Source organism: Vibrio sp. B172a, assembly GCF_030248355.1.
GTDB classification, from domain to species: Bacteria; Pseudomonadota; Gammaproteobacteria; order Enterobacterales; family Vibrionaceae; genus Vibrio; species Vibrio owensii.
This window is the reverse complement of sequence record NZ_JAHGAC010000019.1, coordinates 74,523-98,961: the sequence shown is the minus strand read 5'-3', so window position 1 is coordinate 98,961 and position 24,439 is coordinate 74,523. Positions and strand designations below refer to the sequence as shown.

Sequence of the window (24,439 nt, the reverse complement as noted above, 5' to 3'; positions counted from 1 at the left end):
CCGAAGCTTCTAATTGGATTATCATCAACGAGTGCCCACACAGATTGATAGGTCTATATTGTTAAAGAGCTTGCTTATCAAGAAGTTTTTCTCTCAAAGCGGAGGTGCATTCTAGCGAGATAATTGAGAGTGTCAAACACTTTTTTCAACTAATTTTCCTAGAAGCTTTTCACCTCTTCGACTCCGCTGAAGCCTTGTGGCGTCTGCCGTGTCGATGGATGCGCATTATAGGGAGAAGATTTTCTTTGGCAAGACTAAAAATGCATTTTTTCTAAAAAAACATGCCAAGCGAACACTTTCCATCCAACCTTAAAATTACCCAGAAATAACACTCAGGATCTCTACAATTTACCCACAAAAAGCTGTGGATAACTATTCGTCGCTATCAAAGAAGTAGGAAATGCGTGAGCGCGGATTAAGATACTCTTTGATTTTTTCCGGCAATTTAGACGGGTGAATCGCATTAACTATCTTTATATCTTTAGATGCGAGGTCAATGATTGGCGCTTGCGTTCTTGGAACCGCAGGATCATAGACCAATACATTCGGGAACAATAGGTGAGATGCATTCACTGAGATAACCAAGCCCACCATATTGTTAGAAAGCTGAACTACCGTCCCTGGAGGGAATACGCCCATAAACTTAATTAAGATATTAAGGTTCTCTTCTTTATATAGGTGCTTACAGTTCTTATATAAGTGGGAAAGTGCTGTATATGGAATTTTCTGTTCAGAAGCGATTGGGGTATGACACAGATTGTCAAAAGCATTAGCAACAATAATCACCTGTGCGAGCTCATCAATCTCATCCCCCTTCAAACCCTCTGGGTAGCCAGAGCCGTCGCGCAGTTCATGATGTTGAGCGATCACGGTTTTTGCGCTATCTGGGAAATCTTCAATTTGGTTAGCCATGTCTAAGCCGTACTTAGTGTGCAGCTTTAGATAGTTGCTTTCGGGCTCACTCAGTGGCGTTTGCTTCCTTAATATAGCGGTTGGGATTTTGATCTTGCCCATGTCATGAAACAAAGCAGCAAACGAAAGTGCTTTTAGTTGCTCGGCAGAATAACCTTTCGCTCGTCCAATCATCATCGCAATAACGGCAACATTAAGAGAGTGGAAGTAGATATCTTCGAACTCATTCTTACCGTTCATTAAGTGCAAAGTCACATTGTCATCACACATTAACTTCTCAACGATATCGTCGATCAGTTGCTTTGCTTCCCCTACCGCATCTGCGGGACGGTTACGAATTTTCGTCATCACAGAACGCATTCGAGCGAGTGATCGTTCAAATTCTTTTTCACATTGAATAACGCGACGACGATAAGCGCTCAGCTTTTCAATTCGTTTTTGCTTCTCTTGCCATAATTTTTGAGCCTCAAGATCTAAGACATCGTCTTTCTTTACTTCGGTTTGAGGCTGATTAGCAGGAAGGGGAGATACATCGCTTTGTTCCGGATTAAAGTACACAAACTTCACGCCAAGGTGACGAATCATCTCCACTTGTTCTTGGTCTTTAATCTTGAAGCTATTGAGTAGGAATGGGTGATCGTTCCACTTTAGCGGAAGACGGATATGTAACCCAGGCTGAATACGATCCACTGTAAGTTTAATTGCTGCCACTGTTCCACTGCTGATAAGACTTTATTGATAAGCCTCTAATACTAGTAGATTTTGTAAATGAATTCATCAATAAGGGAGATGAATGAAGCTTCTCTGTGCATGTCATCAACAAACTCGCACAGAGAGTAATAAAGAAGGGTTAGAAAAGAGTTCGATCCGCTTTGCGTAGTTTTAACTCTGCTTCAAATACCGGCTTGGTGTGTGATTGCTGATCTTTGATTAGCCCCATTAACGTTTGAACTGCCACTCTAGCCATCTCACTGATTGGGAAGTGCACGGCTGACACCGTTGGATATAAGCTTTCACACAAATCCACACTATCAAAACTCACCAATGAGATTTGTTCTGGCACTGGGATACGCTTTTCATGCAAAAACTGCATCGCTCCGACCGTCATCTCTTCACTACATGAAAACACAGCCGTCACTTCAGGATGGCGGTGATAAATAGCGGCCATTGCATCATAACCACTTTGGCGTCCGTAATTGCCTTCTTCACACCAGCTTTCGTCTATATTAATGCCAGCCGTTTTCATTGCATCCACATAGCCGAGTTTTCGCAATAAACTGTTATGACGTTGAGAAGGACCGCTGATACAAGCGATATGTCTATGACCACCAGCAATTAAATGTTCAACGGCAATTCGACTGGCGTGATGATGGTTGAATGTGACGCAACGCTCCTCTATGCCTTCGACATAACGATCGAGTAGCACAAACGGCGTTGGCAACTTGGCGAGTTCTCGTAAATCATCATCAGATAGGTAGCGGCTATGGAGCACATAACCATCACACCGCAGATCATTAAAACGCTGAATGGCTTCCTTTTCCCCTTCCGCCGAATGGTGTCCTTGCGCTGTAATTAGGAACTTCTTATGCATGTCCAATTCGGTCTGCACTTGCTCCATCATCTCACCAAAGAATCCACCGGTATAGTACGTCACCAACAAACCAACCATGTTGCTAGATGAAGTTGCAAGCGAACGGGCAATAGCACTTGGGCGGTAGTTAAGTTCAGCCATCGCAGCTTCAACTTTTTTCTTTGTTTCTTCTCTGAACTTCCCCTCTCCATTAATAATGCGAGAAACGGTAGAGCGGTTTACTCCCGCAAGTTCAGCGACATCTTTAATCCTTGCCATCGTGCTTATTCAATCCAACTGCTTTTTGTTAATGGAGACAATACCAGAAAGTGACTGCCAGCAAATCGTAAGGTGTGTAGGGGGGGCGATGCTGGCAGCCTTAATCATACACTGGCAAATTTACGAGTAGAAATGAGAGTCGAATAATCCGTGATGCCCATACCGTGCTCGGCCAGCTCTTGCTTTAATATTGGAGAGGTCAGCACCTGAAGTTCTAACTCTCGCTGCAGAGCGTAGCCGCTAATAGACAATAAGTGTTGATCGACATCAGCAGGGTGACACATCACTTCAACCACATCATATTGAGACTTGAGACTTTTTAGATGCGCCATAACACCATCTAAACTCACCCCCTGATCATAGAACTCATCGGTAAAATGATACGTGGTATCACAGTCGATATGACACAAACCTCTACCACGCAACGGTACTCGATACTGCTCAGCCACTCTTCGAATCACTGGCAATAATTGAGGGTGAGTGTGAGCATGATGATGACTATCTATATGGCTAAGCGGTAATCCCAACGAAAGAAAGCGCTCAACTTGAGCAACGGCTTCTTGGTAAACCGCCTCTTCTTGGAAATCACGCTTCTTCCACAACTCATTAAAACGAACAAACTGCTCCCCACCACTGGTAAGATTTGGGTGCCCAGTTAGAGGGTTCCCTGCAGTAAAACGAAGGTGGACGCCAATTTTTAAGTTCGGATTCTGATTCGCTAACTCAACAGCGTGTTGCTCTGCGTCCATACCCATCATCATGGTTGTCGATAGCACAACACCCTGTTGATGCGCTTTGATAATGCCGTTGTTTACACCTTGAGTTAAACCAAAATCATCTGCGTTAAAAATCACTTTCATTCGCGATGTTCCTCGAGTTACAAAGTCGTCAGTTTAAACTGCGGCAGGTATGGTGCATTCACTTCCAATATTTCATCTAAGATGGATTTCGCACGACCAATATCTGGAACCAATGGGTTGTTCGTTAATGCCATTAAGGCTTTGTCATAACTCCCCTCAACCGCCGCTTCTATTGCGAGTTGTTCATAGGCTTTTACTTGATGAAGCAATCCACTGATATTGGTAGATAAATTGCCAACAGCCAGAGGTTTTGCCCCCCAACTTCCAATAACGGCACTGCATTCAATAACGGCATCATCAGCTAAGCCATTGATTGCACCATTATTTAGCACATTAACAACGTGAATACTGTTACGATTGTTGTAAATCGAATCCACAAGATTTAAAGAAGCATCAGAGTAATAAGCACCACCTCTCTCTTCTAATTCCTTAGGTTTGTGGTCTAAATTTGGGTCTTGGTAAAGTTTGAAGAGTGCACTTTCTGTTTCCATCACCTGTTCAGCACGTGTCCCCTGCTCCCCTGCACTTTGCTTTTCTTCTGCTAGCATCGCGTCGGTTTGATAGAAGTAACGATGATAAGGACATGGTATTGCGCCTAACGCTTTTAGAAATGCAGGATCCCATGGTTCTTCCCAAATATTCTTCATACTGAAATTGGCACCGTCACCGACTTTCTCTAGTACCGTTTGAGTAATTTCTTCGCCTTTCAGCCAAGCTTTTAGCACCCAAACAAGATGGTTCAAGCCTGCAAACTCGAGTTGAAGCTCCTTCGGTTCACACTCCATCATTTCAGCTATCATCATCTCCATCGAGACAGGGACATTGCACAAACCAATACTTTTAACCTTAGAGTACTTGCTCACCGCTTCAGAGACTAAACCTGCAGGATTGGTAAAATTCAGCATCCAAGCATTTGGCGCAAGCTCCTCAATATCTTTACAAATATCCAGAATCACGGGAATAGTTCGTAATGCTTTAGCAAATCCACCAGGACCTGTTGTTTCTTGACCGATGACATCGTACTTAATTGGGATACGCTCATCGTTAGCTCGTGCAGCTAAACCACCGACTCGGAATTGAGTCATAACAAAATCAGCACCTTTGATCGCCTCACGTCGGTCAAATCCAGCTTTGATTTCAATATCTGCACCAGCTTTATCCACCATACGCTGAGCTAAGCCCTTGATGATCTCTAGCTTCTCAGCGCCTGCTTCAATATCCACAAAGTGCATCTGTTTGACTGGCAAAAACTCCAAGCGTTTTATCACCCCTTCTACCAGTTCCGGAGTATAGCTGCTGCCGCCACCAATAATGGCAAGCTTGATTGCATCTCTTGGCATAATGGCTTCCTTACTTCTCAGCGAGTTGCTTATTCAGCGCGACGATTTCAACGGCCATTTCTTGCGCCAATATTGTGGTCATCAAATGGTCTTGAGCATGTACCATCACTAACGTCATTGGTACTTTGCCTTCTCCTTGGTCTTCTTCGATCAATTGAGTTTGAATCAAGTGTGCTTTGTTAATGCACTCTCTAGCTTGAGAAAGCTTTTCCTCTGCGGCAACGAAGTCTTTCTCTCTCGATAGACGTAACGCTTCGTAACTTAGACTTCTAGCCTCACCAGCATTGCAGATGATTTCCATCACAACTAATTCTTGTTCCATGTCTTCTCTCCGAAAAGAAGGGCTGCCAAGTCACAGCCCAATTAATAGTTAAGCCGTCACGCCTTCACCCGAAGGCTGCTCTGCTTCTTTGGATTCTTTATTGGTCGGTAATTCTTGCTCAAGTACCTGTTTCTCAAACATCTTGAAGAACGGCAGGTAAATAAAGAGGTCAAGAATAAGCAGGCCAATCACCAACAAAACAGGTGAGAATGTCCAGCCACTTCCCCATGACGCACCAATAATCGCAGGCGTTGTCCAAGGCGTTGTCGCGACACCCATACCAACAAAACCAAGATGCACAGCAAAATATGCGATGGTTGCGTTCAAGATTGGAGCAAATACGAATGGAATAAATAGGATTGGGTTCATCACTACAGGGCTACCAAAAATGACTGGTTCATTGATTTGGAAGAACCCCGGTACAGCACTCATGCGACCAATACTTTTGAGGTGCGCTGAACGGCTGAAAGACATCAATAGGACTAGTGCCAGTGTTGCACCCGAACCACCAATGAAGATATAGAAATCCCAGAAAGGTTGAGTGAATACGTTTGGAATAGGTTGACCAGCAACAAACGCATCAATATTCGCACTGATATTAGTTAAGAAGATTGGGGATAACAGACCAACAACAATTGCAGCCCCGTGGATACCTGCAAACCACAACAACTGACACACAAGCAGCGCACCAATGATCGCTGGTAAAGTATTGGAAGCACTGATCAATGGTTTGAACATTGCCATCACGGCATCAGGGATCAACATGTCATATTGAGTTTGAACAAAAATACTCAACGGATAGAGCGTAATGAAAATTGCCAAGACTGGCAGTAAAACTTCAAAAGAACGAGCGATAGCTGGCGGTACCTGCTCTGGCATACGAATAGTAATGTTATGCTTCTTCATAAACCGGTACAGTTCAACTGAGAAGAAAGCACACATAACCGCTGTAAAGATCCCTGTTCCTCCCATGTGATTCATCGCTAAAGCACCATCTTTGGCAGGAGCAGCAACCAATAAAAAGCTCATGAGTGACAAAACTGCACTGGTAATGCCGTCCATCTTGTACGCCTTCGCCAAACTGTAGGCGACCCCAAGCGAGACAAATATGGTCATGATCCCCATAGACATATTAAAGGGCATCATTATGGTATCGAAATGCGTTGTCGCGAAATCCAACCATATTTGCCCTAAAGTAAACGTGGTACCTTCAGCAAATGGGGGAAATGCAAAAATTAAGATAAAACTGCCAACAATAATAAACGGCATTGCCACAATAAATCCGTCTCTCATTGCTCTAACATGAGGTTGATTACCCACTTTAGCCGCAATTGGGGCTATATGCTTTTCGACGATTCCGATAATCGCATCATAAAGCTTCATAGATTCCATCCTTATTTCAGACAAAAGAATTCTGCACCGAATATTTATATTCAGTTAAAATTCTTACTTTTATTTAAATTATTGAATTAGTTAATAAGTTCTAATGCTTGTTGTAGTACTTCTTCCCCTTTCATCATTCCGTAAGCTTGAGGGGAAATCGCTTCAATATTTTTGCCGTGTTCATTTGCTGTTTTGCGAAGCTCTTCTAGTTGGAATCGCACTTGTGGCCCCAACAAGCAGACGTCATATTCTTTAATCGCTTCATCAAACGCATTCACTGATAGCGCATCTATCTTGCATTCAATGCCTTGTTTTTCAGCTGCTTGTTCCATTTTTTTAACCAACATACTGGTCGACATCCCAGCACTACAGCACAAAAGAATTTTTTTCATAGCCTTACTCCCGTTGTGTAAATTTCAATCTACAAAAACTGTAGCAAAAATAACCAACGCAAAAAAGCGCAACCGGTTGCATTGTTCGTGAACCAAATCTCATTTTAGAAAATACAGCCTATTTTTTATTAATTATTTAGGTCTAGGATAAAAGCCAACAAAATAACAAAATGTATTAACTTATATTTATAACTATCAATATATTACTACTGACAACGTCATAATTAATTTCTAAAAAGGAATAGAAAATGAAATTAAATAAACTGGCTATGGTTACATTTTTAGGTACTGCGCTATCTCAATTTTCATTTGCCCAAACTGCACCAAAAGGCACGATATATTTAACCTTTGATGACGGTCCTATTAACGCTTCTATTGATGTGATTAATGTGCTTAATGAACAAGGTGTTAAAGGTACTTTCTACTTTAATGCTTGGCACTTGGATGGCATTGGCGATGAGAACGAAGATCGTGCATTGGAAGCTTTGAAACTGGCGCTTGATACAGGGCATGTCGTCGCGAACCACAGCTATGCTCATATGGTGCACAACTGTGTTGATGAATTTGGCCCAACGAGTGGTGCAGAATGTAATGCAACCGGCGATCACCAAATCAATGCTTACCAAGATCCGGTTTACGATGCTTCGACATTTGCAGATAACTTAGTCGTGTTTGAGAGATACCTGCCTAACATCAACAGTTACCCGAACTACTTTGGCGAAGAACTGGCTCGCTTGCCTTATACCAATGGCTGGCGTATCACAAAAGATTTTAAAGCCGACGGATTATGTGCAACCTCTGATGATTTAAAGCCTTGGGAACCCGGCTACGTCTGCGATCTTGATAATCCATCAAACAGTGTAAAAGCTTCTATTGAAGTACAAAACATCTTGGCGAATAAAGGATATCAAACACATGGTTGGGATGTAGATTGGGCACCAGAAAACTGGGGAATTCCAATGCCAGCTAACAGTTTAACAGAAGCAGAAGCATTTCTTGGCTACGTTGATGCCGCATTAAACAGCTGCGCACCAACCACGATCAATCCGATCAACTCAAAAGCCCATGGCTTCCCTTGTGGCACGCCCTTGCATGCTGACAAAGTCGTGGTCTTAACACACGAATTCCTATACGAAGATGGCAAGCGTGGTATGGGGGCTACTCAAAACCTTCCTAAATTAGCAAAATTCCTTCGAATCGCTAAAGAAGCAGGCTACGTATTCGATACCATTGATAACTACACGCCTATTTGGCAGGTCGGCAACGCGTATGCTGCCGGTGATTACGTAACGCATTCTGGCACTGTTTACAAAGCAGTGACAGCACACATCGCGCAACAAGACTGGGCACCATCTTCTACTTCTAGCCTTTGGACCAATGCAGATCCTGCTACCAACTGGACACTTAACGTTTCTTATGAAGCAGGTGATGTCGTGACTTACCAAGGCCTACGCTATCTAGTCAACGTACCGCACGTATCACAAGCAGACTGGACTCCGAATACACAGAACACCTTGTTCACAGCTCTATAGGCTGTTCCTACTATCACCATGTAGTAGTTTGCGCGAGGCATACCCCTCGCGCTTTTTTTGTTTCGAGGATTCAGAAACTTCGAGGCACCGCCTTGAGTTACCGTATCGGCGCACCGACCTGACTGGACAAACATTCCTGCTACTAACGCGAAGGCACGCTAACTTTCTTCCGTCATTTCCGAACGCCCAAAACGACGAAAGGCCGCTATAAAAGCGACCTTTCTATGTATGGTACCAGTGGGTGACTTGGTTGGACAGGCACTCCTGCCGCCACGCTGGATTTTAATTAACAAAACCCAGATACAACAAAGCCCCGACTTTCGTCGAGGCTCTGTCTTAGAATATGGTATCGGTGGGCGACTTGATTGGACAGGCACTCCTGCCGCCACGCTGGATTTGAATTCACAAACCCCAGATACAACAAAGCCCCGACTTTCGTCGAGGCTCTGTCTTAAAATATGGTACCGGTGGGCGGACTTGAACCGCCACGCCCGAAGGCAACGGATTTTGAATCCGTCGTGTATACCAATTTCACCACACCGGCATCTCTGGGCTATTGCCCTTTGATGGTTGGCATTATACGTAAGCTTTTGACCTGCGCAAGCAGAAAAACCTTAAATAACTATCGTTTGCTGATAATTTCGCCACAAAGTGTGACAAAGGAGATCTCATCTTAGCTCAGTCTGCCGTTTCGCTTTGTTGTAATACTACCATTCAGCCCTATAAACGATTAACGGTAACATCCGAAACGTAACCATTACCTATATTAGATAGCGCACCATGAATCATCGTCGCTGCATCACCTGCACTCATAAAGCTACTGGTGTCTAATGACTTACCGCTCGTCTCCCAAAATTCCGTTGCCATACCTCCAGGATACACAGCGATAATTTTCATTGGTTTGCCTTTTAATTCCATACGAACGGATTCAATCAAACCTTTGACAGCCCACTTCACCGCGCAGTAGGTCGATTCTTGTGCCTTAGGCTGCTGTGCTGCTGTCGACATCACCATCACAACGTTTACTGGCTGATCTTGATAACGTTTGACCAACTCTCGAAGGATATTAATCGCCGAAGTGAGGTTATTTTCAATCAGCTTTTGAATCTCTTGCGGGTCTTGCTCAGCTAATAAACCAAAATACCCACTTCCCGCACAGTGAATCAGCTTAGAAGGCACTTTAGGCAGCTCATCAAACAAATTCTCGACTTGGGATGTATCCACCAAATCACAACTACGTGTTTGCGCTTTATTGGAGAGATGCTGAGCAAGAGTCGCCAACTTCTCTTCACTGCGTCCGGTTAACAGTGTTTCTTCGCCTTGAGCATCATACAACTTAGCTAGCTGCGCACCTAAGCCACTACTCGCGCCAGTAATTACGATCATCTTGTACCTCTATCACGTCATTCGTAATTTTGTTAACTCAGCAAGGTACCGTATGTTTGATGATTTCACAGGCTGAGTAGCGCGAAGTTTGAACTGGATAGCTTTGTTAAGTGGAAGGATGGATATAAAGTGTCTTCTGCTACGGTGATTTCTTCGTAATTAGAGACTCTGTGCGTTAGCTCTCTTTTCACCAACAAGCGGAATCTATATCCTGACGCACAATTTTAAAGGTAAGTGATGGAACTATGACGACTTCTACAACTCTTCCACCAGCAGGCTTCTTTCGTCGATTAGCGGCGTTGTTCTACGACACGCTGATTATCTTGGCGATTGAAATGATGGCTGCAGGTGTTGTAATGGCAATCGTCTTTGCGCTGAATGCAGCAGGATTGCTGAGCTACGGGGAATATGCGGATGCAGCTGACATGCTAGGAAAACATCCTGTATTAAGCCCACTATTTACATTCTATCTGGCGGCAGTCTGGGTATATTTCTTTGTCTTCTTCTGGACTCGAGCAGGACAAACCTTAGGGATGCGAGCTTGGAAAATGCAAATTCGTAACAGTAAGGATGGTGCACCAATTACGGTCACTCAAGCGTTAATTCGTTTAGGTACATCGGGCTTTGGTTTGGCTAACTTAACTGTGCCAATCGACCCACAAAAACGTGGCTTCCACGACATCTGGGCAAAAACTGAAGTCGTTGTCTTGCCGAAAGCAAAATAACAAAACAGCGTAAACAGAATAGAAAAAAGGAAGGCACTGTACCTTCCTTTTTTATGTTTATCGCTTTGGAAAACCTACAGTTTTCTTCTTAGCAAGGATACCGCGATTGCTAGGAACACTAAGCTAGGGGCCAATGCACCGAACACTGGTGGAATGCCGTATACCAAGGTAAGAGGTCCAAAGAACTCACTGGATATGTAGAAGGTAAAGCCCGCGACCACACCCGAAAGGACTCTTGCGCCCATGGTGACACTACGCAATGGACCGAAAACAAACGACAACGCCATCAGCATCATTACCGCGATAGAGAGCGGTTGAGATAGCTTGCGCCAAAATGCCAGTTCATAACGTGAGGCATCTTGTTCCGACGCTTTCAAATAGGTCACATAGTCATACAGGCCACTTAAAGAAAGCTCTTCTGGTTTCACCGTTACCACCGCCAGCTTATCTGGCGCTAATGAGGTGTGCCATTCCATCTGCTCTAAATCGCGCTTGGTAATGACGTTTTCATTTTCCATATCGGTGATTTGCACATAACGCATCAACCAGTTGTTATCTTGTTGGTAGTCGACTTCTTCTGCGAAGATAACTTTGTCTAAGTTCTTCTCTTCATCGAAACGCCACATGTTCAAGCCGTAGAGTTTGTCGTCTTCTACTTTACCGATAAAAATGAAGTCATTGGCATCACGAGCCCACACCCCAGCCCGAACGGAGACAATACTACCGCCAGACAAAGCAAACGCACGTAAATCACGAGCCATCTTTTGCGCTTCTGGTGCGCCCCACTGACCCAACGTCATAACGATAAGCATCAATGGTACGGCCGTTTTAAGCACAGATAAGCCGATGTCCAACTTAGAGAAACCCGCGGCTTGCATTACCACAAGCTCAGAGCTTGATGCCAGCATGCCCAAGCCAATCAAAGCACCCAGTAGCGCTGCCATTGGGAAGAACATTTCGATGTCGCGAGGAATACTCAAAAGTACGAAGTAAAGCGCATGCATTAAGTCATAAGCACCACGGCCGACTTTACGCAGCTGCTCTACGTATTTGATGATGCCCGACAAGCCAACGAAGGTCGCCAGAACCAACGCAGTGGTAGAGATGATCGTTCTACCGATGTAAAGGTCTAAGAGTTTAAACACAGCTTACGCGAGCCTCTTCTTGCGGAATTTGTCTTTCATTCGTCGAACAGGAACGCTGTCCATCATGTTTGCCAAAATAGCCACTATCAACAACATTGCATTGATTGGCCACATACCAATGGCCGCAGGAATCGCACCATCCTCTAACGCAGATTTCGTTGCACTGATGGCAAGGAAGTACGCAAGGTAAATCAAGATGGCCGGTCCCATTTTAGCGAAACGCCCCTGACGTGGGTTAACTGCGGATAAAGGAATAACCAGCATCGTTAATAGTGGAATACATACGAACAATGAGATACGCCATTGCAGCTCTGCTTGCGCTTCAGGATCTGGATGGCCAATCAAGTCCGCCGTTGGGTATGCCTCCCAGTCGCGACCTTTTTGCTTCACCTCACGTTGGCCAATCACACCTTCGTACTGATCAAACTTAGTCACCATGTACTCAACACGAGTCGGCACACCTTCATAACGCGTCCCCTCATGCATGGTGATGATCTGACGGCCATCCGACAATTCTTTCACTTCACCAGAAGAAGAGAACATCACGCTAGGCAAAATAGAATCACGTGGGCGCATCTGTGCTACAAACACGTTACTTAACGTGCTGTCTTTAATGTCATCGATGAAAACAACCGAAGAACCATCTGGTGTGCCTTGGAACTGACCTTTCTTAAGTAGATCAACGCTGTTTTCGGCAGCGACTTGTTCATAAAGCTGCTCTACGCGGTCTTGCGACCAAGGTGATAGCCATAATGCGTTAAACGCCGCAACACCAGAAGTAATGATCGCCAAGTACAACGCCGCTTGTACTAGGAATTTATTCCCAATACCTGTCGCGTTCATCACCACGATTTCACTTTCTGCATATAAACGACCAAATGTGATCAATATGCCGATGTACAAACTCAATGGCAGCATTAATAGCCCCATTGCTGGCATGTTTAAACCAACAATTGAGAAAATTAATCCAGCAGGAATATCCCCGTCCGAAGCGTCAGCAAGAACACTGATAAACTTCTGACTCAAAAACACCAAAAAAAGCACGAAGAAAATCGCAAATTGGCTCTTGAGTGTTTCGCGGATCAAATATCTAACAATAATCACGCTGAAATTACCTATACAAAACTTGTTTTTTTGGTCGAATCACTATAGTTTCCCGTTGAACCATTTATTTTTTTAAAAATTATAAACTAGATGTTAGCGCTTAAATCAGCTCTGTTGGTAAGACCTGAGCTTAAATTCAACAAGTAAGCGATCATTATCTAACATTTAGAGCAATTTGTCTTCAGGATGTAGGAGTACGCATGGAGTTCAGTGTTAAAAGTGGCAGTCCAGAGAAACAACGTAGCGCATGTATCGTTGTTGGTGTGTTTGAACCACGTCGCCTTTCTCCAGTAGCCGAGCAACTTGATAAAATCAGTGACGGTTACATCAGTTCACTACTTCGCCGTGGTGATCTAGAGGGTAAACCTGGTCAGATGCTGCTACTGCATCAAGTACCAGGTGTTTTGTCAGAGCGCGTTCTACTTGTAGGTTGTGGTAAAGAACGTGAGCTAGGCGAGCGCCAGTACAAGGAAATCATTCAAAAGACGATCAGCACACTTAACGAAACAGGTTCTATGGAAGCAGTATGTTTCCTAACTGAACTGCACGTTAAGGGTCGTGATACTTACTGGAAAGTTCGCCAGGCAGTAGAAGCGACTAAAGATGGTCTTTACACATTCGATCAGTTCAAGAGCGTTAAGCCAGAAACTCGTCGTCCACTGCGTAAGCTAGTATTCAACGTACCAACGCGTCGTGAACTAAACCTAGGTGAGAAAGCAATCACTCACGGTCTAGCTATCGCATCTGGTGTGAAAGCATCAAAAGATCTTGGCAACATGCCACCAAACATCGCAAACCCAGCGTACCTTGCTTCTCAAGCACGTCGCCTTGCTGACGATTACGAGACAGTAACCACCAAGATCATTGGTGAGCAAGAGATGGAAAAACTGGGCATGACATCTTACCTAGCAGTAGGTCGTGGTTCGAAGAACGAATCAATGATGTCGATTATCGAATACAAAGGTAACCCAGAGTCAGAAGCAAAACCTATCGTACTTGTCGGTAAAGGTCTGACGTTCGATTCAGGCGGTATCTCTCTAAAACCTGGTGAAGGTATGGATGAGATGAAGTACGACATGTGTGGTGCAGCATCTGTATTCGGTACAATGAAAGCGCTAGCGAAGCTAAACCTACCAATTAACGTTATTGGTGTTCTAGCAGGCTGTGAAAACATGCCAGGCAGCAACGCTTACCGTCCAGGTGACATCCTAACAACCATGTCTGGTCAAACTGTAGAAGTTCTGAACACAGATGCGGAAGGTCGTCTTGTTCTTTGTGATGCACTGACTTACGTAGAGCGTTTCGAACCAGACTGCGTGGTTGACGTTGCAACGCTAACGGGTGCTTGTGTTATCGCGCTAGGCCACCATATCAGCGGCGTAATCTCTAATCACAACCCACTTTCTCATGAGCTAGTAAACGCTTCTGAGCAAGCAAGTGACCGTGCATGGCGTCTACCAATGGCAGACGAGTACCACGAGCAGTTGAAGAGCCCATTTGCTGATATGGCAAACATCGGTGGTCGTCCTGCTGGTACTATCACTGCGGGTTGTTTCCTGTCTAAGTTTGCTAAAAAGTACAACTGGGCACACGTCGATATCGCAGGTACTGCTTGGAAATCAGGCGCAGCGAAAGGCTCAACGGGCCGTCCTGTCTCAATGCTTGTCCAATTCCTTTTGAACCGCAGCGGCCAAGAGACAGAAGAGTAATTTCTGAACATCATCTAAAAGGGCCGCAAGGCCCTTTTTTATTACCTCGATTTTCTAAAATGAAAATCGGATTTAATATGGTTTCAGGAAGAGACCAACGGCAAGTGAGAGAATGATGCAAACTGCAACCTTCTACATCATTAACAAAGAGAGCCCGCAAGCAACGGTGGCTGGCTTTGAAGAATACATTGTGTTTTTGGCTCAGCACTTTGCTCGCCAAGGCGCAAAAGTATATCTGAACTGCCAAGACAAACCGCATGCCGAGCAGCTCGCTGAAGCCTTTTGGCAAATTGATGCAGACAAGTTCATGGCACATAATCTTGTAGGCGAAGGACCGAAGTACGCCACCAATATTGAGATCGGCCATGAAGGTGTAAAACCTAATTGGAACCGTCAGCTGGTAATTAATTTGGCGGAAAATGAGACAACCTTTGCGAACAAGTTTGCTCAAGTGGTAGACTTCGTGCCTTGCGAAGAAAAAGCTAAACAGCTCGCAAGAGAAAGGTATAAAATTTACCGTCAGGCAGGTTATCAACTGCAAACGATCGAAATTCAATATCCTTAACGGTCAATCCTTATAGTTAAGCTCTCCACTCAGAGAGTTCACTTATAAAGATTGACTTAGATTCAACCATCAACGTATCCATTAAAAGAGCGCTATGGAAAAGACATACAACCCAACTTCAATCGAACAAGCTCTGTATCAGACTTGGGAAGAGAAAGGCTACTTTAAGCCACACGGTGACACTACTAAAGAATCATACAGCATCATGATCCCGCCACCGAACGTCACTGGTAGCCTACACATGGGCCACGCGTTCCAAGATACGATCATGGATACGCTTATCCGTTGTGAGCGCATGAAGGGTAAAAACACTCTTTGGCAAGTAGGTACGGACCACGCAGGTATCGCAACTCAGATGGTTGTTGAGCGTAAGATCGCTGCAGAAGAAGGCAAAACAAAACACGATTACGGTCGTGAAGCTTTCATCGACAAAATCTGGGAATGGAAAGGCGAATCTGGCGGCACTATCACTAAGCAGCTTCGTCGTCTTGGCGCATCTGTCGACTGGGATCGTGAGCGCTTTACGATGGACGATGGTCTATCTAACGCTGTTCAAGAAGTATTCGTACGTCTATACGAAGACGACCTAATCTACCGCGGTAAGCGTCTAGTTAACTGGGATCCAAAGCTACACACAGCGATTTCAGATCTAGAAGTAGAGAACAAAGACACTAAAGGCAACATGTGGCACTTCCGCTACCCACTAGCAGATGGCGTGAAAACAGCAGATGGCAAAGACTACATCGTTGTTGCAACGACTCGTCCAGAGACCATGCTAGGCGATACTGGTGTTGCAGTTAACCCAGAAGATCCACGTTACAAAGATCTTATCGGTAAAGAAATCATTCTTCCTATCGTTGATCGTCGCATCCCAATCGTGGGCGATGAGCACGCAGATATGGAAAAAGGTACTGGCTGTGTGAAAATCACACCTGCGCACGACTTCAACGACTACGAAGTTGGTAAGCGCCACCAGCTACCAATGATCAACATTCTGACTTTCGACGCGAACATCCGTGACGCTTCTGAAGTATTCAACACCAACGGCGAAGCAAGCGACGCTTACAGCACTGAGCTACCAGCTAAGTACCACGGTATGGAGCGTTTTGCCGCTCGTAAAGCTATCGTTGCTGAATTCGACGAGCTAGGTCTACTTGAAGAAGTGAAAGATCACGATCTACAAGTTCCTTACGGCGACCGTGGTGGCGTGGTTATCGAACCAATGCTAACTGACCAATGGTACGTGCGTACTGCGCCTCTAGCGAAAACAGCGGTTGAAGCAGTAGAAAACGGCGACATCCAATTCGTTCCTAAACAATACGAAAACATGTACTTCTCTTGGATGCGTGACGTTCAAGACTGGTGTATCTCTCGTCAGCTATGGTGGGGTCACCGCATCCCAGCTTGGTACGACAACCAAGGTAATGTTTACGTAGGTCGTGACGAAGAAGAAGTTCGTAAGAACAACAACCTAGAGTCAGTCATTGAACTGCACCAAGACGAAGACGTACTGGATACATGGTTCTCTTCTGCACTATGGACGTTCGGTACTCAAGGTTGGCCAGAGCAAACTGACGATCTGAAAGTATTCCACCCTTCAGACGTACTAGTGACTGGTTTCGACATCATCTTCTTCTGGGTTGCACGCATGATCATGATGACCATGCACTTCGTGAAAGACGAAAACGGCAAACCACAAGTACCATTTAAGACGGTTTACGTTACTGGTCTAATCCGTGACGAAAACGGCGACAAGATGTCTAAGTCGAAAGGTAACGTACTTGACCCAATCGACATGATCGATGGTATCGATCTAGAGTCTCTAGTAGAGAAGCGTTGTGGCAACATGATGCAGCCTCAGCTAGCGAAGAAGATCGAGAAGAACACTCGCAAGACGTTTGAAAACGGTATCGAAGCATACGGTACAGACGCACTACGTTTCACTCTTGCAGCAATGGCATCAACAGGTCGCGATATCAACTGGGATATGAAGCGTCTTGAAGGTTACCGTAACTTCTGTAACAAACTATGGAACGCAAGCCGTTACGTAATGATGAACACAGAAGAGCAAGATTGTGGCTTCAACGGTGGTGAGATTGAATACTCACTAGCGGACAAATGGATCGAGTCTCAGTTTGAACTAGCGGCGAAAGCGTTCAACAACCATATCGACAACTTCCGTCTAGATATGGCATCTAACACGCTTTACGAATTCATCTGGAACCAATTCTGTGACTGGTACCTAGAGCTAACTAAACCAGTTCTATGGAAAGGTACTGAAGCTCAACAGCGTGGTACTCGCCGTACGCTAATCACGGTTCTTGAGAAGACTCTACGCCTAGCTCACCCAGTGATTCCTTACATCACTGAAACTATCTGGCAAAGCATCAAGCCACTAGTTGAAGGTGTAGAAGGTGAGACAATCATGCTTCAAGCACTGCCTCAATTCGACGAAGCAAACTTCAACCAAGAAGCGCTAGACGATATTGAATGGGTGAAAGCGTTCATTACCAGCATCCGTAACCTACGTGCTGAATACGACATCAACCCAGGTAAGCCGCTTGACGTTATGCTGAAAGCTGCAAACGCAGAAGACGCAGCGCGTCTAGAAGCAAACAAACAAGTACTGATGTCTCTAGCAAAACTAGAATCTGTACGCGTACTTGCTGCTGACGAAGAAACGCCAGCGTGTGCGACAGCATTGGTTGCTAAGTCTGAGCTGATGATCCCAATGGCGGGTCTGATCGACAAAGACGCTGAGCTTGCTCGTCTGGATGGCGAAATCAAGAAAACTCACGGCGAAATCAAGCGTATCGAAGGCAAACTAGGTAACGAAGGCTTCGTAGCGAAAGCACCTGAAGCGGTTGTTGCTAAAGAGCGTGAGAAGCTTGAAGGCTACAAAGAGACACTAGCTAAGCTAGAAGAGCAGAAGACAACGATCGCTGCACTTTAATCGCTAAAGACTAGAGTAAAAGAGTCAAAGGGTTGGTGTGAAAGCATCAACCCTTTTTGCATTTTAGCGCTCGGAAAGCTTTCAAAGATATTCGCTCTTCTCTCCTACTTTCCCTCCTATTTAATAGTTTTTACCTATCAAACTAATCTTAACTGCCCATTAGATTTAATGATAATAATTCTCAATAATAGACCTATCGAAACAACACAACGATTGAGTAATTATCATGAAAAAGACACTAACCTTTGCAGCACTCCATTTTACAATCGCGTTTAGTGTCGCTTACGTGCTTACTGGCGACATTCTAATTGGTAGTTTAATTGCCATGATTGAGCCTTCAGTGAATACCGTCGCTTTCTACTTTCATGAAAAGGCATGGGCAAAAGTCCCAGCGCTTAAAGCTCGTCAGTGGATGACCAAATTAAAAACCGCAAGCTTTGCCACTATCCACTTCAGTGTTGCGTTTAGCGTGGTTTACTTACTAACAGGTGATGCGTTTGTCGGCGGTATCATGGCGATGCTAGAGCCAAGCTTGAACACTGTGGCTTACTACTTCCACGAGAAAGTATGGATGCGTAAATCAGATAACCAAGCACCACAGTTCTGTTTACACCAACACGCTTAAACATGGAGGCTCAATACGCCTCCTAACGAGCAAAATAACATTTACCATTGACAAAGTTGCGCACCGCAATTAATTTAATTGCGGTGCGCAACTTTATTTTTAGAGGTAAGTGATAATGAATGCTCGTCAACTTCGACACTATTCCCGTCAAGCCGTCCGATTGCTTGGTATGCTCGATAAACAATGCGGCGATGTCGCTCTCACTCCAGTGCAAGCGCACGCGTTAGGTGAAATCCAGCTGCAGCCGTTGACCATCAATCAACTGGCACAGCAGCTTAATGTCGACAAGTCCAATGCGAGTCGAACCGTTACCGGTCTGATTAAATTAGGCTTGGTTGAGAGCATCGAAAACCCAAAAGACAAACGTAGCCAACTTGTAGCGCTTACAGAGCGAGGGCAACAGGCGTTATCGCAACTAGACCAGCAGCAAAACAGCTTCTTTGAACAAGTGCTTACCCAACTCGATGACAGCGAGCAAGAGCAACTCAAACTTGGTCTAGAGACTTACCTAAAAGGGTTAACGAAAGTGTGCCAGGCTGAAGAATACGTTCTTCGACCTCTTACCAAAGCAGATAACTCGCAAGTTGCAGACGTGATTCGTAAAGTATCTGCAGAATACGGTTTAACCGCAGACAAAGGTTATGGTGTGGCCGATCCAACGCTTGATGACATGTACTCGGTTTACGACCAGCAAGGCGCAGCCTACTGGGTAGTCGAATACCAAGGCGAGATTGTGGGCGGCGGCGGCTTTGCACCTTTAGCTGGTGAGCCAAATGTGTGTGAGTTGCAAAAGATGTACTTCTTACCTCAAACAAGAGGGCACGGTTTAGCCAAACGCATCGTCGCATTGAGCTTACAACTGGCGAAACAGTTTGGGTATCAGCAGTGCTATTTAGAAACGACAGAATGTCTAAGAGAAGCGGTAGGCTTGTATGAAAAACTAGGCTTTGAGCATCTCGATGCCCCGCTAGGACAAACGGGGCATGATGCATGTGAAGTCGTGATGCTTAAAACGTTATAGCAATTTATCCCAAAACTTAAAGTACAAGGTGGGTAACACAGAGCTCTTGGCTAAGCGCCACTGTAAATGCTTGACGTTGCCCATCCAACTCCACCACGAGTTCGTAGAGATCATTTGGATCGGGATCATTAAGATCGGCATACTTTGGCGCTTCGATCTGGAACAAAGCACTCGCATGATCCGCTCGGACATCAATAGGAATATGGTAAGTCATGCCATTGAACTTAACCGATGCCGATACTAAACCCGGCGCAAAAGTTTGGTAGTACAAATCCACCTTAAACTCACAACCACCACCGTGGTGCCAAATCTGCTCGGTAGCCACGCGGTCTAAACGCACATTGCGAATAAACTGCAAATACGGTTCTTGCCATACCCCTAAGCGCTCATCACTCTTTTGGTATTCATGATCTGCAAGTGAGCACAACTCTGGTTTATCCTCATCCAACAGAAGATCTTCTTCTTCCTCAAGGAACAGGATCTCAAAACGGTTACGCCCCATCTGCATGAACGGACGAATGTCTTTTTTGTACACGCTTTGTGAGCTATCACAGTCGAACAATGCTACCCCGTTCAAACGCACTTCTGCATGGTAATCCACACCACCCAACACCATTTCTACCGCAGGGAATGCCATCATGGATTCGTCCACTTCAATGTCGTGCATCAGGTGCCACTCTTGCTGACGAATCGCTTCTTCAGTCAGTTCAGCAGGCAATACCTGACTCAAAGGAGCAGGGAAAGTAATGTCATCCTGTGGGATAGAAAGGTCCGTCAGTGGAGAGACTTGCCATAAACCGGCGAGTGAGAGTTGCATATACACCTTGAGCTAGATCAATTTTCACGCATTATATACACAACTAACTTAGGGTTACAGGCTATAAGCAGACAAACTCAATGAGAATTATTTATCGTCATCGGCGGTTATCATTTTCAAGGCACAAAAAAGCCAGCGATAAACGCTGGCTTCTTAGATTGAATAAGAGGATTACTCTTCGTCTTCATCATCTTCTTCAGGGTAAAGCGCATCTTCGCCTTCGTAGTAAGTACCCCAACCGTCGTAAATGATGTCGTATTTTTCTGCAAGATGAACCAGTTTCTCAACCTGTGCATCAATCGCTTCTGCGTTTAGTGCAGATTCCATTGTTGCATCACAGCAAAGCAGTTTGTTGCCGTCTTCATCTTCTGTTTCTTCAGCTTCAAGAACTTCAAAGCCCATCTTGAACGCTTCAACAACCGCTTTCTCTAGCGTGTCGAAGTCTTCAGCAAATAGGTGGTGCTCGATTTCGTATAGTGAATCTGGATCGCTGCCGTCTTCTAGCAATGCTGCAATGATATCGCGAGTCTCTTCCTTTTGAATCTCAATTAATTCTTCTACTGATAGATATTCATCTTCGTGAGACATGTTTTGGCTCCAGATTAGTTACTTGATGGAAACACTATACTCTAAACTGAGTACGTTAATGCGGTGAAATATGGCACGGATTGCGATGAAAAGCCACAAACAAACACCAAACTGCGGTGATTCTTGATGATAATTTTTGCTCGCAAATCTAAACTCCGCTCACAGAAACAAAAAATTAACAAAAACGGCTAATCTTTAATATTCAGAAGATCCTAATTGAACCTAAGACGAGTAATTTTAGGCTTGTTTGCGTGTTTATGATCTTGGAGTGAATACAGCAACGGCTCGGTAATTCTGACCTAACGAATAAAAGAAAGCTAAAAACTGCATATTTCAGAATGGTTATGCATGTTTTATGCACTTTTGATGTATGAGTTCTTTCTCGAACGAAAAAGAATAAAAACGCACTTTTTAAAAGTCATGAACAAACAACAAAATATAGAATTAAAATACACCAAGGAATCATTTACAAAATATAACGCCAAAAAACGATATTTTTGCAATATATAATCAAAGTTCTAGGACTTGCATCTTTGCACCAAGCTTGTCATAACTAACGGCTGGAATATTTGTAAGGATGCAAAATGAGTAAGCTGTACGTTGGATCAGAAGTTGGTCAACTAAGACGAGTTCTATTAAATCGCCCAGAGCGCGCCCTCACACACCTAACGCCATCGAACTGCCACGAGCTACTGTTTGATGACGTATTGGCGGTCGAAGCGGCTGGTGAAGAACACGACGCATTTGCGCGCACACTGCGTGAACAAGATGTCGAAGTACTACTGCTTCATGATCTGCTGGTTGAAACCCTTGCGGTTCCAGAAGCAAAACAATGGTTGTTGAATACTCAGATCTCTGACTTCCGTTATGGTCCGACTTTCGCTCGTGACTTACGCCAGTACTTCGCAGAGATGGACGATGAGCATCTAGCAAGCATTCTTCTTGGCGGCTTGGCATACTCCGAACTGCCAATCAAATCTTCATCAATGTTGCCGAAGATGAAGCGCCCACTGGATTTCGTGATCGAACCTCTGCCTAACCACCTCTTTACCCGTGACACGTCATGCTGGGTATACGGCGGTGTTTCTCTTAACCCAATGATGATGCCTGCACGTCAACGCGAAACCAACCATCTGCGCGCGATTTATCGCTGGCACCCAACCTTCGCGGGTCAAGATTTCATTAACTACTTTGGTGATGAAGACCAACACTACGACAATGCTAACGTTGAAGGTGGTGATGTACTGGTTATCGGTAAAGGTGCGGTTCTAATTGGTATGTCTGAGCGCACAACCCCGCAAGGTGTAGAAAACTTAGCGGCAAGCCTGTTTAAATCTGGTCAGGCGAAAGAAGTGATTGCTATCGACCTACCAAAACACCGCTCGTGCATGCACCTTGATACGGTCATGACGCACATGGATGTAGACACTTTCTCGGTATACCCAGAGATCATGCGTAAAGATTTAGACACTTGGCGCCTAACACCTAAAGGCAACGGTGAAATGCATGTCGAAGCATCACACAACTATCTGCATGCCATTGAATCGGCACTTGGCTTAGACCAATTGAAGATCATCACAACGGGTGGTGACAGCTACGAAGCTGAGCGAGAGCAATGGAACGATGCCAACAACGTACTGACGGTGAAACCTGGTGTTGTGATTGGTTACGAACGTAACGTCTACACTAACGAGAAGTACGACAAAGCTGGCATTGAAGTCCTGACTATTCCGGGTAACGAGCTTGGTCGCGGTCGTGGTGGTGCACGTTGTATGAGCTGCCCTATCGAACGTGACGATATTTGAGAAACCTCTCCCACCAAATAAAACCAATTGAGACTAAGGTTGATGTGAATGCATCAACCTTTTTTTGTTTTCAGTTAAAATAATTATTCACAATAAAAGCATTTATATGTTTTAATGCTTTTATTCTTTATCAACCAAACGACCTAAGGGACGAGCTATGGCTTTCAATCTACGTAATCGCAACTTTTTGAAGCTATTGGACTTCTCAACCAAAGAGATCCAGTTTTTGCTCGAACTGTCTGCAGAGCTGAAAAAAGCTAAATATGCAGGAACAGAGCAGAAGAAACTTCAAGGTAAAAATATCGCACTAATCTTTGAGAAATCTTCTACTCGTACCCGATGTGCGTTTGAAGTCGCAGCCTTTGACCAAGGCGCTCAAGTCTCTTACATCGGTCCTTCTGGCTCACAGATCGGTCATAAAGAATCGATGAAAGACACTGCTCGCGTTCTTGGTCGTATGTACGACGGGATTGAATACCGTGGCTTTGGTCAATCCATTGTTGAAGAGCTTGGTACTTATGCTGGCGTACCAGTCTGGAATGGTTTAACGGATGAGTTCCACCCGACCCAAATCCTTGCAGACTTCCTGACCATGCAAGAGCACGGGCGTGGGAAACAACTGCATGAGATGACGTTTGCTTACCTTGGTGATGCTCGCAATAACATGGGGAATTCACTCATGGTTGGCGCAGCAAAAATGGGCATGGACATTCGCCTTGTAGCACCAAAAGCGTTCTGGCCAGAAGAAGCATTAGTGGCAACTTGCCAAGAAATTGCCCAACAAACCGGCGCGAAAATCACGCTGACGGAAAACGTTGAAGAAGGCGTTAAAGGCTGTGACTTCCTATACACCGACGTTTGGGTCTCGATGGGTGAGTCGGCTGAGGCTTGGGATGAGCGTGTTGCGCTGATGGCACCTTACCAAATCAATATGGATGTGATTAAGCAAACGGGTAACCCTCATGTGAAGTTCATGCACTGCCTGCCAGCATTCCACAACGATGAAACGACTGTGGGTAAAGAGGTAGCAGAGAAATACGGAATGAAAGGGCTTGAAGTCACCGAAGAGGTGTTTGAGTCTGAATACTCTATCGTATTCGATGAAGCCGAGAACCGCATGCACACAATTAAAGCCGTGATGGTGGCAACCTTAGGCAGCTAAACCAAAGCATTAAAAATGGTAACAAAAACCATGATGTAATCGCTTGCGCTCACGAAAGTTAAGCGTATAATGCTCGGCAATTTGTCTGAGGATTACGAAATGACCACGCCGATTGCTGACGTAAAAACGCGATTTGCTCTAGCTAAGCGACTACGCTTACGTGCTGTTATTTTCGTTAATTCTATTGAATTTTAAAACCTCCCCAATTGGGGAGGTTTTTTTATGTCCGAAATTCCATCAGGGT

The 24,439-nt window shown here is 44.7% G+C and carries 22 protein-coding genes and 1 tRNA gene; 10 read left to right on the top strand and 13 right to left on the bottom strand.

Features of this window, described 5'->3' with window-relative positions; genetic code table 11:
* Positions 1-372: 372 nt before the first annotated feature.
* From KIT90_RS18010 to KIT90_RS17980, 7 genes are all read right to left on the bottom strand, one after another.
* Positions 373-1,623 carry an HD-GYP domain-containing protein gene (locus tag KIT90_RS18010; RefSeq protein ID WP_285377898.1) on the bottom strand — a complete coding sequence of 417 codons (1,251 nt, stop codon included), beginning with the start codon at positions 1,621-1,623 and terminating at the stop codon, positions 373-375.
* 139 nt (positions 1,624-1,762) lie between these two features.
* Complete coding sequence (locus KIT90_RS18005) at positions 1,763-2,761, bottom strand: LacI family DNA-binding transcriptional regulator (RefSeq protein WP_038896993.1); 999 nt, start codon at positions 2,759-2,761, stop codon at positions 1,763-1,765.
* Between the two features lie 104 nt (positions 2,762-2,865).
* Positions 2,866-3,621, bottom strand: a complete 756-nt coding sequence (gene chbG, locus KIT90_RS18000) for a chitin disaccharide deacetylase (protein WP_285377896.1) — start codon at positions 3,619-3,621, stop codon at positions 2,866-2,868.
* 17 nt (positions 3,622-3,638) lie between these two features.
* The gene (locus KIT90_RS17995) at positions 3,639-4,961 is read right to left on the bottom strand and encodes a 6-phospho-beta-glucosidase (RefSeq protein ID WP_285377894.1); all 1,323 of its coding nucleotides are present in this window, start codon (positions 4,959-4,961) and stop codon (positions 3,639-3,641) included.
* Positions 4,962-4,971: 10 nt separating this feature from the next.
* Positions 4,972-5,283: a PTS lactose/cellobiose transporter subunit IIA gene (locus KIT90_RS17990; protein ID WP_005441971.1), complete on the bottom strand. Its 312-nt coding sequence runs from the start codon at positions 5,281-5,283 to the stop codon at positions 4,972-4,974.
* A 48-nt stretch (positions 5,284-5,331) separates the two neighbouring features.
* Entirely contained in the window at positions 5,332-6,666 is a 1,335-nt protein-coding gene (locus KIT90_RS17985; protein WP_009707622.1) for a PTS sugar transporter subunit IIC, read from the bottom strand.
* An 86-nt stretch (positions 6,667-6,752) separates the two neighbouring features.
* Positions 6,753-7,058, bottom strand: coding sequence for a PTS sugar transporter subunit IIB (locus KIT90_RS17980; protein WP_012128957.1), 306 nt, complete (start codon positions 7,056-7,058; stop codon positions 6,753-6,755).
* Between the two features lie 248 nt (positions 7,059-7,306).
* Here KIT90_RS17980 and KIT90_RS17975 point away from each other — a divergent pair, with 248 nt between their 5' ends.
* Positions 7,307-8,590 (top strand): carbohydrate-binding protein, encoded by a 1,284-nt coding sequence (locus tag KIT90_RS17975; RefSeq protein ID WP_264403831.1) that lies wholly within the window; start codon positions 7,307-7,309, stop codon positions 8,588-8,590.
* Between the two features lie 459 nt (positions 8,591-9,049).
* On the opposite strand, the gene KIT90_RS17970 is transcribed toward KIT90_RS17975, so the two are convergent.
* Positions 9,050-9,134, bottom strand: a tRNA-Leu gene (locus KIT90_RS17970).
* Positions 9,135-9,310: 176 nt separating this feature from the next.
* Entirely contained in the window at positions 9,311-9,976 is a 666-nt protein-coding gene (locus tag KIT90_RS17965) for an SDR family NAD(P)-dependent oxidoreductase (RefSeq protein ID WP_285377892.1), read from the bottom strand.
* A gap of 245 nt (positions 9,977-10,221) precedes the next feature.
* On the opposite strand from KIT90_RS17965, the gene KIT90_RS17960 reads away from it, so the two are divergent.
* Positions 10,222-10,701 (top strand): RDD family protein, encoded by a 480-nt coding sequence (locus KIT90_RS17960; RefSeq protein ID WP_005441982.1) that lies wholly within the window; start codon positions 10,222-10,224, stop codon positions 10,699-10,701.
* 74 nt (positions 10,702-10,775) lie between these two features.
* On the opposite strand, the gene lptG is transcribed toward KIT90_RS17960, so the two are convergent.
* Positions 10,776-11,846, bottom strand: a complete 1,071-nt coding sequence (gene lptG / locus KIT90_RS17955; RefSeq protein WP_078608152.1) for an LPS export ABC transporter permease LptG — start codon at positions 11,844-11,846, stop codon at positions 10,776-10,778.
* 3 nt (positions 11,847-11,849) lie between these two features.
* Positions 11,850-12,950 (bottom strand): LPS export ABC transporter permease LptF, encoded by a 1,101-nt coding sequence (gene lptF, locus KIT90_RS17950; protein WP_009707625.1) that lies wholly within the window; start codon positions 12,948-12,950, stop codon positions 11,850-11,852.
* Positions 12,951-13,150: 200 nt separating this feature from the next.
* On the opposite strand from lptF, the gene pepA reads away from it, so the two are divergent.
* The 5 genes from pepA (at position 13,151) to KIT90_RS17925 (ending at position 19,823) form a co-directional block, all read left to right on the top strand.
* A complete protein-coding gene (gene pepA, locus KIT90_RS17945; RefSeq protein WP_005432840.1) occupies positions 13,151-14,659 on the top strand; it encodes a leucyl aminopeptidase in 1,509 nt (502 codons plus the stop codon).
* Positions 14,660-14,774: 115 nt separating this feature from the next.
* Complete coding sequence (locus KIT90_RS17940; RefSeq protein ID WP_285377899.1) at positions 14,775-15,224, top strand: DNA polymerase III subunit chi; 450 nt, start codon at positions 14,775-14,777, stop codon at positions 15,222-15,224.
* A gap of 94 nt (positions 15,225-15,318) precedes the next feature.
* On the top strand, positions 15,319-18,177 hold the full coding sequence (locus KIT90_RS17935) for a valine--tRNA ligase (protein WP_005432830.1): 2,859 nt from the start codon (positions 15,319-15,321) through the stop codon (positions 18,175-18,177).
* Between the two features lie 226 nt (positions 18,178-18,403).
* A complete protein-coding gene (locus tag KIT90_RS17930; protein ID WP_005432839.1) occupies positions 18,404-18,802 on the top strand; it encodes a DUF2061 domain-containing protein in 399 nt (132 codons plus the stop codon).
* A 115-nt stretch (positions 18,803-18,917) separates the two neighbouring features.
* Positions 18,918-19,823, top strand: a complete 906-nt coding sequence (locus KIT90_RS17925) for a bifunctional helix-turn-helix transcriptional regulator/GNAT family N-acetyltransferase (RefSeq protein WP_285377887.1) — start codon at positions 18,918-18,920, stop codon at positions 19,821-19,823.
* Positions 19,824-19,839: 16 nt separating this feature from the next.
* Here the strand turns inward: KIT90_RS17925 and KIT90_RS17920 are convergent, their stop codons facing one another.
* Positions 19,840-20,640, bottom strand: coding sequence for a hypothetical protein (locus tag KIT90_RS17920; RefSeq protein WP_285377885.1), 801 nt, complete (start codon positions 20,638-20,640; stop codon positions 19,840-19,842).
* A 171-nt stretch (positions 20,641-20,811) separates the two neighbouring features.
* Positions 20,812-21,228: a ribonuclease E inhibitor RraB gene (gene rraB, locus KIT90_RS17915; protein ID WP_005432867.1), complete on the bottom strand. Its 417-nt coding sequence runs from the start codon at positions 21,226-21,228 to the stop codon at positions 20,812-20,814.
* 584 nt (positions 21,229-21,812) lie between these two features.
* On the opposite strand from rraB, the gene arcA reads away from it, so the two are divergent.
* The 3 genes from arcA (at position 21,813) to KIT90_RS27840 (ending at position 24,390) form a co-directional block, all read left to right on the top strand.
* Positions 21,813-23,033 carry an arginine deiminase gene (gene arcA, locus KIT90_RS17910; RefSeq protein ID WP_005432859.1) on the top strand — a complete coding sequence of 407 codons (1,221 nt, stop codon included), beginning with the start codon at positions 21,813-21,815 and terminating at the stop codon, positions 23,031-23,033.
* 157 nt (positions 23,034-23,190) lie between these two features.
* A complete protein-coding gene (locus KIT90_RS17905) occupies positions 23,191-24,195 on the top strand; it encodes an ornithine carbamoyltransferase (protein WP_285377883.1) in 1,005 nt (334 codons plus the stop codon).
* A 69-nt stretch (positions 24,196-24,264) separates the two neighbouring features.
* Complete coding sequence (locus KIT90_RS27840) at positions 24,265-24,390, top strand: hypothetical protein (protein ID WP_005432831.1); 126 nt, start codon at positions 24,265-24,267, stop codon at positions 24,388-24,390.
* The last annotated feature ends 49 nt before the right edge of the window (positions 24,391-24,439 follow it).

Coding starts and splice junctions, on each gene's coding strand:
- pepA (WP_005432840.1), top strand. CDS start 13,151: ATGGAGTTCAGTGTTAAAAGTGGCAGTCCAGAGAAACAACGTAGCGCA.
- KIT90_RS17965 (WP_285377892.1), bottom strand. CDS start 9,976: ATGATCGTAATTACTGGCGCGAGTAGTGGCTTAGGTGCGCAGCTAGCT.
- chbG (WP_285377896.1), bottom strand. CDS start 3,621: ATGAAAGTGATTTTTAACGCAGATGATTTTGGTTTAACTCAAGGTGTA.
- KIT90_RS17935 (WP_005432830.1), top strand. CDS start 15,319: ATGGAAAAGACATACAACCCAACTTCAATCGAACAAGCTCTGTATCAG.
- KIT90_RS17940 (WP_285377899.1), top strand. CDS start 14,775: ATGCAAACTGCAACCTTCTACATCATTAACAAAGAGAGCCCGCAAGCA.
- KIT90_RS17930 (WP_005432839.1), top strand. CDS start 18,404: ATGAAAAAGACACTAACCTTTGCAGCACTCCATTTTACAATCGCGTTT.
- KIT90_RS17905 (WP_285377883.1), top strand. CDS start 23,191: ATGGCTTTCAATCTACGTAATCGCAACTTTTTGAAGCTATTGGACTTC.
- KIT90_RS17995 (WP_285377894.1), bottom strand. CDS start 4,961: ATGCCAAGAGATGCAATCAAGCTTGCCATTATTGGTGGCGGCAGCAGC.
- KIT90_RS17960 (WP_005441982.1), top strand. CDS start 10,222: ATGACGACTTCTACAACTCTTCCACCAGCAGGCTTCTTTCGTCGATTA.
- rraB (WP_005432867.1), bottom strand. CDS start 21,228: ATGTCTCACGAAGATGAATATCTATCAGTAGAAGAATTAATTGAGATT.
- KIT90_RS17980 (WP_012128957.1), bottom strand. CDS start 7,058: ATGAAAAAAATTCTTTTGTGCTGTAGTGCTGGGATGTCGACCAGTATG.
- arcA (WP_005432859.1), top strand. CDS start 21,813: ATGAGTAAGCTGTACGTTGGATCAGAAGTTGGTCAACTAAGACGAGTT.
- KIT90_RS17925 (WP_285377887.1), top strand. CDS start 18,918: ATGAATGCTCGTCAACTTCGACACTATTCCCGTCAAGCCGTCCGATTG.
- KIT90_RS17990 (WP_005441971.1), bottom strand. CDS start 5,283: ATGGAACAAGAATTAGTTGTGATGGAAATCATCTGCAATGCTGGTGAG.
- KIT90_RS17975 (WP_264403831.1), top strand. CDS start 7,307: ATGAAATTAAATAAACTGGCTATGGTTACATTTTTAGGTACTGCGCTA.
- KIT90_RS18005 (WP_038896993.1), bottom strand. CDS start 2,761: ATGGCAAGGATTAAAGATGTCGCTGAACTTGCGGGAGTAAACCGCTCT.
- KIT90_RS27840 (WP_005432831.1), top strand. CDS start 24,265: ATGCTCGGCAATTTGTCTGAGGATTACGAAATGACCACGCCGATTGCT.
- KIT90_RS17920 (WP_285377885.1), bottom strand. CDS start 20,640: ATGCAACTCTCACTCGCCGGTTTATGGCAAGTCTCTCCACTGACGGAC.
- KIT90_RS17985 (WP_009707622.1), bottom strand. CDS start 6,666: ATGAAGCTTTATGATGCGATTATCGGAATCGTCGAAAAGCATATAGCC.